At 32.2% G+C, this 13,045-nt stretch carries 12 protein-coding genes; 11 read left to right on the top strand and 1 reads right to left on the bottom strand.

Annotated elements, in window-relative coordinates; all coding sequences use genetic code 11:
- The first annotated feature begins 186 nt into the window (after positions 1 to 186).
- From HMPREF0520_RS01830 to mreD, 10 genes are all read left to right on the top strand, one after another.
- Positions 187 to 1,890, top strand: a complete 1,704-nt coding sequence (locus tag HMPREF0520_RS01830) for a septation ring formation regulator EzrA (RefSeq protein WP_006730119.1) — start codon at positions 187 to 189, stop codon at positions 1,888 to 1,890.
- 100 nt (positions 1,891 to 1,990) lie between these two features.
- Complete coding sequence (locus HMPREF0520_RS01825; RefSeq protein ID WP_006729199.1) at positions 1,991 to 3,145, top strand: cysteine desulfurase family protein; 1,155 nt, start codon at positions 1,991 to 1,993, stop codon at positions 3,143 to 3,145.
- A gap of 10 nt (positions 3,146 to 3,155) precedes the next feature.
- A complete protein-coding gene (thiI, locus tag HMPREF0520_RS01820) occupies positions 3,156 to 4,373 on the top strand; it encodes a tRNA uracil 4-sulfurtransferase ThiI (RefSeq protein ID WP_006730158.1) in 1,218 nt (405 codons plus the stop codon).
- 291 nt (positions 4,374 to 4,664) lie between these two features.
- Positions 4,665 to 7,304, top strand: coding sequence for a valine--tRNA ligase (locus HMPREF0520_RS01815; protein ID WP_006729197.1), 2,640 nt, complete (start codon positions 4,665 to 4,667; stop codon positions 7,302 to 7,304).
- A 3-nt stretch (positions 7,305 to 7,307) separates the two neighbouring features.
- Positions 7,308 to 8,573 (top strand): bifunctional folylpolyglutamate synthase/dihydrofolate synthase, encoded by a 1,266-nt coding sequence (locus HMPREF0520_RS01810; protein WP_006729196.1) that lies wholly within the window; start codon positions 7,308 to 7,310, stop codon positions 8,571 to 8,573.
- Positions 8,554 to 9,231, top strand: coding sequence for an HAD family hydrolase (locus HMPREF0520_RS01805; RefSeq protein WP_006729195.1), 678 nt, complete (start codon positions 8,554 to 8,556; stop codon positions 9,229 to 9,231). The genes HMPREF0520_RS01810 and HMPREF0520_RS01805 overlap by 20 nt, the downstream gene beginning before the upstream one ends.
- Before the next feature lie 32 nt (positions 9,232 to 9,263).
- On the top strand, positions 9,264 to 9,881 hold the full coding sequence (locus HMPREF0520_RS01800; RefSeq protein WP_006729194.1) for a JAB domain-containing protein: 618 nt from the start codon (positions 9,264 to 9,266) through the stop codon (positions 9,879 to 9,881).
- A 95-nt stretch (positions 9,882 to 9,976) separates the two neighbouring features.
- Positions 9,977 to 10,975, top strand: a complete 999-nt coding sequence (locus tag HMPREF0520_RS01795; RefSeq protein WP_006730206.1) for a rod shape-determining protein — start codon at positions 9,977 to 9,979, stop codon at positions 10,973 to 10,975.
- A 49-nt stretch (positions 10,976 to 11,024) separates the two neighbouring features.
- On the top strand, positions 11,025 to 11,873 hold the full coding sequence (mreC, locus tag HMPREF0520_RS01790; RefSeq protein WP_006729192.1) for a rod shape-determining protein MreC: 849 nt from the start codon (positions 11,025 to 11,027) through the stop codon (positions 11,871 to 11,873).
- On the top strand, positions 11,873 to 12,400 hold the full coding sequence (mreD, locus tag HMPREF0520_RS01785) for a rod shape-determining protein MreD (RefSeq protein WP_006729191.1): 528 nt from the start codon (positions 11,873 to 11,875) through the stop codon (positions 12,398 to 12,400). The genes mreC and mreD overlap by 1 nt, the downstream gene beginning before the upstream one ends.
- A 60-nt stretch (positions 12,401 to 12,460) precedes the next feature.
- Here the strand turns inward: mreD and HMPREF0520_RS06195 are convergent, their stop codons facing one another.
- Entirely contained in the window at positions 12,461 to 12,577 is a 117-nt protein-coding gene (locus HMPREF0520_RS06195; protein ID WP_006731319.1) for a DUF4044 domain-containing protein, read from the bottom strand.
- A gap of 114 nt (positions 12,578 to 12,691) precedes the next feature.
- On the opposite strand from HMPREF0520_RS06195, the gene HMPREF0520_RS01780 reads away from it, so the two are divergent.
- A complete protein-coding gene (locus tag HMPREF0520_RS01780) occupies positions 12,692 to 13,027 on the top strand; it encodes a DUF3397 family protein (RefSeq protein ID WP_006729190.1) in 336 nt (111 codons plus the stop codon).
- The last annotated feature ends 18 nt before the right edge of the window (positions 13,028 to 13,045 follow it).

The raw sequence follows: 13,045 nt of genomic DNA, 5'->3' as shown, positions 1-13,045 counted from the left end.
CAGCACGGGTTACCGATTCACTAAACGCCCTAAGATGTTGACGTTCTTGTCGCTTATTGCTGCAATATTTTACACAAAGCACATTATACGGATAATTTTTTAAAAAATCAAGTATTATAGGGCTCTTTTTGCTGTTTATTTGCATTTGTTTTGCTATAATTGATGACAGAAGACGGGGGAAATCATATGTCAGCCAAGCAAACTATTTTGATTGTTTTTTTAGTTGTTTTATTAATGGCAGTTTTATTAGGTGCTATTATAATTAATAAGTATCTTAAGAATGTTATATCTTCTTTGCATGATGATTTAGCTAAGTTAGATGATCCTTTAATTGCTGAAGATATTGATCGATTAGATAAGATGGATTTAGCCGGAGCAAGTCTGGAGAGATTTAGCAAAGATAGAAAGAATTATAATCGCATATTTTCTGAAGATGTTACCAAAAGCTTGGAGTTATTAAATAATGCTGCAGCTGCTAATGAAAGCTATAAATTATATACGGCTTATGAAATTGTTAAGCAAGTAAAACCAAAAGTACAGGAAATTGGTACACAAGTTTTAGCTTTGCAAAAAGGGTTTATGGAATTGTTAAAATTTACCCGAGATAATAAATTACAATTAGATGCTTTAAAAAAGCAATATGATGATAAACGAAAATATATTTTATCAACTTCATATGATTATAGCTTGGCTTTGGAAGCTTTAGAAGATGAGTTGCATGCTATAGGATGCCAATTTGAATCAGTTAAGAATTTAACAATTCAAGGTGATCACGTTGAAGCAAAACGTGTTTTACAAAAAATTAGAAGTGCAATAACTAAACTAGAGGATGAATTACCATTAGTAAAGAAAACAAGTTCTGAATTGTTAGATATTTTTCCAGAACAATTGACTGAAATTAGTACTACATACAAAAGTATGCTTAAAAATAAATTTAGTATTGTTGAAATTGATATTTGCTCAACTGTCAAGCAATTAAGAAATTCGATTGAAGAAAGCAAAAAGTTAGTATCACAGTTAAAATTAAAGGATGCAGATAGTAAGAATCATAGCATTAAAGAAACCATTGATAAATGCTATGATATTTTAACAAAAGAGTATAAAGCCAAAGCTTTTGTGGATCAGCATCAAGCTAAGATTGTAAAGGCACTAACACATACTATTACTAATTCCGTGAAATTAATTAAAAATTTGGAACATATTGATAAGAGTTATGAATTAACGCATGGAGAATTAGATGAAGTTAGGGGATTATCAAGTCGTATTCAGCATTTGAATTCTGAATTTGATGTAGATTGTCAAAAAGTTAGTGATGGAGGAGTAGTATATTCCTCCATAGAACAAAAGTGGCACAAATTAATAGATGAAATTATTAAGACAGATGAACGAGAAAATAAAATTTTTAAAGATGTAGATGGTTTATATGATGGTGAAAAGATAGCTAATGCTTCTATTGAAAAATTTAAGCAGAATGTCTCGCTTATTTATAGAAAAATGGAGCGACGAAATCTACCTGGTAAACCAGACAGCTTTTTACAACTATATACTTTAGTTGTGAATGAAATTGCCAAAACTGCTGATAAATTAGATCAAGTTAGGATAAATCTTGAAGAAATATCACATGAATTGATTCAAATTCAAAATGATATTGATCGCTTAGAGCAAGACACAAAGGAAATTTTAGATTCAGCTGACTTAGTAGAGCTGACAATGCAATATTCTAACAAATATGCTAATCGTAATGATATTATTCATGCTAATAAGGTTGCATATGATTTATATAATAATAAGTATGAATATAAAGAAGCGTTGGATATTCTAGCTGCTGCCATTGAAAAAGTTGAACCAGGTTCGTATAAGCGAATTGAGAGTGATTATTATAAAAAGTAATTTTTAGCTGTTGCAGGATTTAATTAATTAAGTTAATATTCATTGTATAGTTAATTTGACGATCACTATGTGGTCGTTTTTTTAGAGAGGTATATAATATTTGATTTATTTTGATAATAGTGCGACTACTCAGGTCAATCCAGAGGCATTGGATACCTATATAAAGGTTACTAAAGATATATGGGGCAATCCTTCTAGTTTACATAAATTTGGGGATCGTTCACATCAATTACTTGAGGCATCTAGAAACCAAATTGCCAAATTGTTGGGAGTAAATTCAACTGAAATATATTTTACTGCTAGTGGTAGTGAATCTGATAATTGGGCTATCAAAGGAACTGCTCTTGCCAAAAAAGCATTTGGTAAGCATATTATTACTAGTAGCGTTGAACATGCTGCAGTATCTCATTCTATTCGCATGTTGGAGAACGAAGGATTTGATGTCACTGTATTACCAGTTGACAGTAACGGTTTGGTTGATCCTAAAGATTTGGCAAATAGTATTAGATCAGATACTATTTTAGTTTCGATTATGGGTGTTAATAATGAAATCGGTGCTATTCAACCAATAGTAGAAATCAGTAAAATTCTGGAAAAATATCCTAATATCACATTTCATGTAGATAATGTGCAAGCTTTAGGAAAAGCAATTTGGTCGCGTGTTTTTACCTCTAGAGTAGATTTGATGAGTTTATCGGCTCATAAATTTCATGCTCCTCGGGGCGTAGGAATACTATATAAAAAACAGGGAAAAATGTTGGTTCCTTTAATTGATGGTGGTGGCCAAGAAGGTGGCTTGAGATCTGGTACAGAAAATTTACCTGCCATTGCAGCTACTGCTAAAGCAATGCGATTATATTTAGCTAATGAGAAAGATTACGTGGCAAGAGAGAACCAAATAAAAGAAAAAATCATTAATTATTTGAGTCATAAGCCTGGTATTCATATCTTTTCGCCAATTAATGATAACTTTGTTTCCAGTATTTTATGTTTTGCTTTAGAAGGAATTAGAGGTGAAACATTGGTTCATACTCTAGAAAAGTATGATATTTATATTTCTACTACTAGTGCTTGTTCTTCAAGAAGTAGTTTAGAAAGTTCAACATTACAAGCAATGCGAATAGATAATAATATTGCAGAATCAGCGGTAAGACTAAGTTTTGATGATACGAATACATTGGAAGAAGCAAAGCAGTTTATTGAGATTTTTGATGGAATCTATCAACATTTTGCTAAAATAAATCATTTGAATTGAGGTGATTAGATTGGAATATACAGAAGTCATGGTTAGGTATGGTGAATTGTCTACTAAAGGAAAAAATAGAAGAGACTTTATAGCCAAACTAGCTGATAATATTCAAAAAGCTTTAAGTACTTTTCCGGCTATTAAAATTTATCCCAAACATGATCGGTTGCATATTATTTTAAATGGTGCACCATTTGATGAAATTGATCAAAAATTAAAAAAAGTCTTTGGTATTCAAACTTATTCTCCAGTCATTAAGACAGATAGAACATTGTCAGCTATTGAAGAAACTGCTCTTAATTTGATGCAAGCAACTTTTAAAGACGGTATGACTTTTAAAATTAATACTAGACGTAGTGATCATGAATTTGAATATGATACTAATCAGCTTAATGCGTTAGTTGGAGATTATTTGTTTGACCATATGTCAGATTTAAAAGTTAAAATGAAGAATCCTGATTTGGTTTTGCGAATCGAAGTAAGGAAAGATGCTATTTATATCTCTAATCAATTGTTACATGGAGCAGGTGGTATGCCTGTAGGCACTGCTGGTAGAGCTGTTATGATGCTATCTGGTGGTATAGATTCTCCAGTTGCATCGTACTTAGCGATGAAGCGTGGTGTGAAAATAGATATGGTTCATTTCTTTAGTCCACCTTATACAACAGACAAGGCATTAGCTAAAGCCGAAGAATTAACTGGTATTTTAGCTAATTATTGTGGAAAAATCAATTTTATCGCTGTTCCATTTACCGAGATTCAAGAGCAGATTAAAGAAAAGTTGCCAGAAGGCTATTTAATGACTGTTCAAAGAAGATTTATGTTGCAATTGGCAGATAAAATTCGAGAGATGCGTGGTGGATTAGCTATTTTTAATGGTGAATCTGTTGGGCAAGTAGCTTCGCAAACATTAGAATCAATGGTTGCTATCAATGATGTCACTAACACACCTGTTTTGCGACCTGTAGCTACTATGGATAAAACTGAAATTATTGCACTGGCTGATAAAATTGGTACTTTTGAGTTGTCAATACAGCCATTTGAAGATTGTTGTACTATTTTTGCACCGCCTAGACCTAAGACCAAGCCTAAACTTGATGAAGCAAGAAAGTTGCAAGATAGATTAGACAGTGAAAGCTTAATTCAGCGAGCTTTGGATAATATCAAAATTATACCTATTTATCCCAATCAAAAATTTATTAATGATCATTTTGAAGATAGTGATAATTTACTTTAATTAATGGTAATTTATAGTTATTATTTATAAAAGATGTTATACTTTACTTAATAAACAATAGGCGTTGATCAAGAGGTAATTTTTCGTTTACAGAGAAAAGCCAACTAGCTGAGAGGCCAGAAAAATTTAGTAGCTTGAGATGCTGATAGACTGAAATTTAAGTAGGTTTATTTCGGATTGTACCGTTATCACAAAGAAGCGAAGTATATTTTATATACTTAAATCAGGTGGTACCGCGGAGTTTTCGTCCTGGACAATATGTCCGGGACTTTTTTTATGGAGGAATAAGCAATGACAGAGTTAGCACCTAAGTATGATCCTCGAGCTGTAGAAGAGGGCAGATATCAGACTTGGTTAGATGAAGATTTATTTAAACCATCAGGAGATAAGAAAGCACATCCATATTCGATAGTTATTCCACCACCAAATGTTACTGGTAAATTGCATTTGGGCCATGCATGGGATACTTCTATTCAGGATACTTTAATTCGTTTTAAGAGAATGCAAGGATATGATACTTTATATCTTCCGGGTATGGATCACGCAGGAATAGCAACTCAAGCGAAAGTTGAAGAAAAATTACGTAAACAAGGTCAAGACCGTCACCAATTAGGTCGTGAAAAATTTATTAAGCAAGTTTGGGATTGGAAGGACGAATATGCCTCGATCATTAAAAGCCAATGGGGCAAAATGGGACTTTCTTTAGACTATTCTCGTGAAAGATTTACCTTGGATGATGGCTTATCTAAAGCTGTTCGTAAAGTATTTGTCAAATTATATGAAGAGGGTTTGATATATCGAGGACAATATATTATTAATTGGGATCCTAAATTGGAGACTGCTTTAAGTGATATAGAAGTTATTCATAAGGATGATAATGGTGCCTTTTATCACATTAATTATCCACTAGCTGATGGAACTGGTAGTGTTGAGATAGCTACTACACGTCCAGAAACAATGTTTGGGGATACTGCTGTTGCAGTGGCACCAGGTGATGAACGGTATAAGGATTTAGTGGGTAAAGAATTAATTTTGCCACTTGTAGGGCGTCATATACCAGTGATTGAAGATCAACATGTAGATCCTGATTTTGGAACTGGATTAGTTAAAATCACACCTGCACATGATCCTAACGACTTTTTAGTTGGTAATCGTCATAATTTGCAACGTATTAATGTTATGAATGATGATGGTACTATGAATGAACAAGCTGGCAAATATGCAGGTATGGATCGTTTTGACTGTCGTAAAGCCTTAGTTGAAGACCTTAAAAATGAGGGATATTTGTTAAAAATTGAACCGATTGTTCACTCAGTAGGGCATTCGGAAAGAAGTGGTGTACAAATTGAGCCTAGATTGTCTACTCAATGGTTTGTAAAAATGAAACCACTTGCTGATAAAGTTTTGTCTAATCAAAAAGAAGACGACAAAGTTAACTTTGTTCCAGAACGTTTTGAGGGAACTTTAGAACATTGGATGGAAAATGTGCATGATTGGGTGATTTCACGTCAATTATGGTGGGGACATCGTATTCCTGCATGGTACAATAAAAAAACTGGTGAAATGGTTGTTCAAGAAGAAGCTCCTAAAGATATTGAAAATTGGGACCAGGACAATGATGTATTAGATACTTGGTTTTCAAGTGCATTGTGGCCATTTTCAACTTTGGGTTGGCCTGATGAAGAAGCTGCTGACTTTAAGAGATATTTCCCTACTAATGCTCTAGTTACGGGATATGATATTATTTTCTTCTGGGTATCTAGGATGATTTTCCAAAGTTTACATTTTACTAAGCGTCGCCCATTTGAAAATGTTGTATTACATGGATTAATTCGTGATGAACAGGGTCGTAAGATGTCAAAATCTCTTGGCAATGGTATTGATCCAATGGATGTTGTAGAAAAATATGGTGCGGATTCTTTGCGATGGTTCTTACTAAATGGAACTGCACCAGGCCAAGATACAAGGTTCAGTTATACTAAAATGGATTCAGCTTGGAATTTTATTAACAAAATTTGGAATGCTTCTAGATTTGTTATTATGAATTTGCCAGAAGACGCAGCAGCTGCTCATATGCCAGATGTTGATACATTTGATTTATCGGACAAATGGATTTTTGATAAATTAAATCGAGTTGTTAAGAAAGTAACACGATTGTTTGATGAATTCCAATTTGGTGAAGCCGGTAGAGAAATGTATAACTTCATTTGGAATGACTTTTGTGATTGGTATATTGAAATATCAAAAGTAGCTTTAAATGGTACGGATGAAATATTAAAAAAGCACAAACAAGATAATTTAGTCTGGATATTGGATCAGATATTACGTTTAATACATCCAATTATGCCTTTTGTTACTGAAAAATTATGGTTATCAATGCCACATAATGGTAAGAGCATTATGGTAGCATCTTATCCAGTAGCACATCCTGAATTTGAAAATCACGTTGCTGAGCAAGATATGGAATTCCTAATTGAAATTATTAAAGCTGTGCGAAATATTCGAATGGAAGTTAATGCTCCAATGTCATCTGCTATTGATATTATGATTCAATTAGATAATTCAAAAGATAAACATATTTTATTAGATAATCGTGATTATGTAGAGAATTTCTTACATCCTAAGAGTTTAGTTGTTGATACTAATGTGGTTGCACCTAAATTAGCTAAATCTGCTGTCATAGCAGGTGCTCAGATTTTTGTTCCATTAGCTGAATTAGTTGATTTATCAGAAGAAATTGCTAAAATGGATAAGGAAATAGACCACTTGCAAGAAGAAGTTAAGCGTTGTAAAGCTAAATTAGCTAATAAAGGCTTTGTTGATCATGCTCCAGAAGCTGTAATTGAAAAAGAGAAGGCAAAACAAGCTGATTATGAGAGTCAATTAGCAGGTGCTGTACAAAGGTTGAAAGAATTGAAAGAAAGTAATTAATGAATGAATGTTAGAGCAATAATAGATTTTATTGAACATTTGCCACGAATTCATCAAAAAAATGATTTGACTTATATTCGCCGAATTTTACGAGAATTAAATGAACCTCAAGATAAAGTAAAAACTTTTCATATTACTGGTACAAATGGTAAGGGATCAACGGCATATTATTTAAGTCGCCTTTTACAAAAGACCGGTCAGTCGATCGGTCTTTTTGTATCTCCATATGTTGAAGTGTTCAATGAGAGAATTCAGATTAATGGTCAACCAATTAGTGATGAATTGCTAATTAGTGCATATCAGGCAGTTAAAAATGCGATAAGGAATATTCAAAAAAAATATCCAGAATTTAACTTAGTAACATTTGAATTTGAAACTGCAATGGCTTTTTGGATATTTGCTAAGCAAAATTGTGATTATGCTGTGATAGAAGTCGGCATTGGTGGAGAACATGATAAAACGAATGTAATTGTGCCACAAGCAAGTATTATTACTACAATCGGTTTAGATCATGAAAAGATTATTGGACCAACTATGTTTGATATTGCTCATGAGAAAAGTGGAGTAATTAAAAAAAATAGACCAGTCGTATTAGGAAATATTCCAGCAAAGGTTTTACCTCTTTTAATGGATAAAGCCCGCAAAAAAAATGCCCCAGTTTTGCTTTTAGGAAGAGATTTTCAAGTGGAGTGCAATGATGATATTGTAGTTACAATTAATAAGCGTCTTTTTCATTTTAAGTTGCGACCACAAGCTGAAGCTTATGATATTGCATTAGCTTTAATCACTTTTGCTACATTAAAATTTGATATTTCTGTTAGGGATATTGAGGATACAATTAACAACACTATTATTCCGGCAAGGTACCAAATTGTTCAAAAAAAGCCCTTGATTATGATAGATGGGGCACATAATATCCAAGCCGTTCATGAATTGATATCCTATGTGCGAAAAATTGCTCAGGGTAGAATTTATATTTTATTAGGCATGATGAAAGATAAGGATATTGCTAAAGTGGTTAAATTATTTGATCCTAAAGAAAAAATAACATTTACTAGAATTTCATATCCTCGTGCTGCAACCAAGAGTGATATTGAAGATGATTTAAATTGTCATATTAATTTTATTGATGATTATCGTTTAGCTTATGATATTTTAAAAAATAAATTGACTCAAGATGACATTTTAGTTGTTACCGGTTCTTTTTATCTGGCTGGAGCTATTTTGAATTATATACACGGAGATCGCCATGAAGACGAATTTAAATAAAACATTTAAGGCAGTTATTTTTGATCTTGACGGGTTACTAGTTGATTCTGAGCGACTATATTGGAGAGCAAATATCCAAGCAGCTCAAGAATTAAAAACTCCTATTCCTAGGGATGCATATTTAGAAATCGTTGGTGCGTCACCTGAAAAAGTAGCAGAATTTTATCATGATTTTTTTGCAGATGCATCATTAAAAGATAAATTTATCTCTCGAACTAATGAATTGTTTAGTTTATGGTTAGCAGAAGGTCAATTGCATTTAAAAAAGGGTGTTCTTCAATTTTTACAAAAACTGAAAAAAGATCAGAAAAAATGTATTATTGCTTCAAGTAATACTAAAGAAGTGATTGAGCAAATTTTACAAAAATTTCATATTGAGAATTATTTTGACTTTTTTATTTGCTATGATGATGTTAAACAAGCTAGGTTACAAGCTAAGCCAGCTCCCGATATTTATTTAGATGCAGTTAAACGATTAGACATGCAATGCGATGAATTAATTGTCTTTGAAGATACTGGGATCGGTGTTGAAGCTGCTCAAAAAGCTGGACTGAGGTGTGTGATGATACCTGATTTAAAGCCAGCTACAATTCAAGATAAAAAACTAGCATACTTAATATGTAATAATTTTTTGGAATTTTCAAAAAATAATTATTGATTTTTTCGTAATAAGTATTGAGAGGGGTTTTTATGGAAAATACTAATCAATACTTATTATCTAACGATGAAGAAATTATCAATACATTTATTAAAGGATTACAAGAAATAAATATTACAACATTTGAGCAGTTACGTTTAGAATGTAAGGCACGAAATATAACAACATTCACTGATTTTTTTGAGTATACCAGAAGTCATGAAGCTCCAGAAACGTTGTCTTTAGGTGCTGAATTATTGCTCAATCGGGTTAAAGCTATTAAAAGAGAAAAAATGGAGTCATTTTGCTCTAGTTCACAAATTGGATATTATTTGAGTAATGTATTATCGGGATGTTATCAAGAACATTTAATGGCAGTCTATGTTGATGTTAAAAATAAAATAATTGCAGAAAAAGTAATTTTTAAAGGTACATTGAATCAAGCGATTATTCATCCGAGAGATATTTTTAGATGGGCAATCATTTATAATGCAGCTGGATTTTTTTTAGCACATAATCATCCTAGTGAAGATTTAACACCGTCAGAACAAGATATCCAAGTTACTAAAAAAATATCTAGTGTTAGTGAATGTATGGGAATACGATTTTTAGATCATTTTATTGTAAATACAGGCAATTATTTAAGTTTTAAAGAAATGGAATTATTATAACTTGAAATCTTAGCGTGTTTCATTTTCTTATGCTATAATAGCATAGACTAATGTTGAATAGTTTAAATATAAGACGTATTAAGGAGAGATTCAACGTGTTTGGATTAGGATCTAAAAATATTGGCATTGATTTAGGAACTGCCAATACTTTAGTATATATTGAAGGCAAGGGTATTGTCTTAAGAGAACCGTCTGTAGTAGCTAAGAACACGCAGACAGGTGAGATTATTTCTGTTGGTTCAGACGCTAAAGAAATGATTGGTAGAACACCTGGTAGCATTAAGGCAATTAGACCTATGAAAGATGGTGTAATTGCTGATTATGATACAACTGCAGCAATGCTTAAGTATTTTATTGAAAAGACTGTAGGTAATTCAAAACCTTCTGCAATGATTTGTGTACCTTCAGGTGTTACAGAAGTTGAAAAACGTGCGGTTATTGATGCTGCTCGTGTTGCAGGTGCAAGAGAAGCTTATGTAATCGAGGAGCCTTTTGCAGCAGCTATTGGTGCAGGTCTTCCAGTGATGGATCCTACGGGTTCAATGGTAGTTGATATTGGTGGTGGTACTACTGATGTTGCAACTATTTCTTTAGGTGGTATTGTTTCATCACGTTCTACAAGAATGGCTGGAGATAAGTTTAATGCAGCTATTGCAGCATATATCCATCAGAACTTTAATTTATTGATTGGTGAGAGAACGGCTGAAGCAATTAAAATTCAAATCGGCTCAGCTTCCGTTGAAAAAGCTAAAGATATAGAATCTATGAGTATTCGTGGACGTGATTTGATAACTGGGTTACCTAAATCTATGGATATTGATGCAGTAGATGTAGCTAAAGCTATCCAAGAGGTTGTGCAAAGTATTATCGCAGCTATTAAAGAGACATTGGAAGAAACATCACCAGAGATTGCAGCAGATGTAATTGATCATGGAATTGTTTTAACAGGTGGTGGTGCGTTGCTGAAGAACCTTCAAGAGGTTATTTCAGAAGCAACCAAAGTTCCCGTATTCATTGCACAAGATCCATTAGATTGTGTTGCAATAGGTACAGGTGAATCACTGAAAAATATTGAAGTTATGCGTAGACACTAGAGATAAGCCGGTAGTTCCGGCTTGTTCTGTTTTTTAGGTGAATAATTAGATGAAAAAATTTTTCAAAAATAAAAAGAATGTCTTTATTTTTCTGATTGTGGTACTAATCTTATCTGTCTTAACTTTTTCAACTAAAATGAGAAATTCACGTGAACAGCCTCCTTTTCTACAGCGTATTAGCAATGATGCGATGTCAATTGTTACTAAAGTAGTAACATATCCATTTAATGTAATATGTGATTGCTCAAATTCGGTCGTTGATCTTTTTAATACTCAACAAGAAAATGATCATTTAAAACGTAAAATTGACGAATTAGGTCAAGTTAAAGCTCGTAATACTTCGCTCGAGAATGAAAATCTGGCTTTAAAAAGAACATTAAAGCTTAAGGACACATTGTCGGATTATGATTTGGTAATTTGTAATGTTATTTCTCGTTCACCTGATTCATGGACCAATTTGTTAATTATAGACCATGGAGCCAGATCGGGCATTAAGAAAAATATGGCAGTTATGTCAGATTCAGGATTAATAGGTCGGGTAGTAGAAGTAAATTCTACTAGCTCCAAAGTTGAATTAATTACATCTACAGATAAGGCAGCTAACCGATTTGCAGTAGCTGCTAAAAGCAAGAAACATAAAGAAATTCATGGTATTATTACTTTAATAAATGATAAATTAGCTTTTACTCCAATAGAAAGTAAAGTAAAAGTGAAACAGGGTACACAAGTTTATACTAGTGGTATGGGAGGAAAATCTCCTAAAGGACTATTAGTTGGAACTATTTATAAAATATCACGTGATTCATATGGTCTTTCTAATATATTAGAAATCAAACCAGCAGGTAATTTGAATAATCCATCTATTGTTACAGTGGTTAAGAGAAAGGTAGCAGATTAATGGTTCAATTAAAGCGGTGGTATATTGCAATTGCTTTATTCTTTACTATGGTGTTAGATGGTGTGCTGTCTCAAACTTTTACTCGCTTTTTGGGCAATATGAATGTGGCATGTTGGTTATCCATTATATTGATAACATTAATAGCACTAAGTGATGCACATAATATAGCTAATGTTTGGCTATGTTTAGTAGTCGGGCTTGTGTATGATATCTATTATGTAGGCGTTATCGGCATATATATTGTTGCCTTTCCATTGTTGTGTTATTGTGTTCAGAAAATAGCAAAATATATTCCTGAGTTATTTATTACAAGACTATTAGTCTGTTTATTAGGATATATTGGAGTTTATTTGTATTTGCTATTAGTCTTAAATATTATTGGTATCATTGATATATCACTATTTGCAATAATGAGACAATTGGTTGAATCATTGGTTATGTGCATCATTTTATATATTTTAAGCTACAATCTTTTGTTAAAATTAATTGTTAAGTACCCATTTTTAAATAAGCAAATATTTTATTAAATAAAAGACTCGTTACTAAGTTTATTTGTAACGAGTCTTTTGTTATGTTGATATTATCTTTTATTTGGATAGTAGTGGTAAGACACCTACTACAATACTTGCTAAAGTGATTATTGCCATTAGTAATGCCATAAAAATAGTTAGCAATTGAAATTTTGTTTTTTTCTTTTTACGCATGTTACGACCTCCTATATTAGGAATATTTTATCTTAAAAAGATTATTATTGCAATTTTAACTAACTATGTAATATAGTAAACGGTGTATATTTATCCTTAATAAGGAGCTTAATAATGTTTGTATTGATTTTTTTATTACCATTTATCGGATTATTGTGTGGCATCTTAGTTAAGAATATGTTACCGCATAAAAAAATTAGTTATGTGGAATTGATGCCACCTTTTTTAATAGCTGCGTGCCAATTGATTACATCTTTCCACAAGCTGCCATCTTTTTTACCATATGCTTTTTTATTTTATCTTATTCTGGTGATTACGGTTGCCATTAATTTTGTTAAAAAAAATAAAAATATAGCATTAGGTAGAATTTTATTTTCCTTATGGCGATATCTTATATTGTGTAGTTTTATTTGGTATATCTGTTTATTATTAATCACTATTTTTTTATAAATTATTACTTACTTGATA

Source organism: Lactobacillus iners DSM 13335 (genome assembly GCF_000160875.1).
GTDB lineage: Bacteria > Bacillota > Bacilli > Lactobacillales > Lactobacillaceae > Lactobacillus > Lactobacillus iners.
This window is presented reverse-complemented; position numbering and strand designations above follow the sequence as displayed.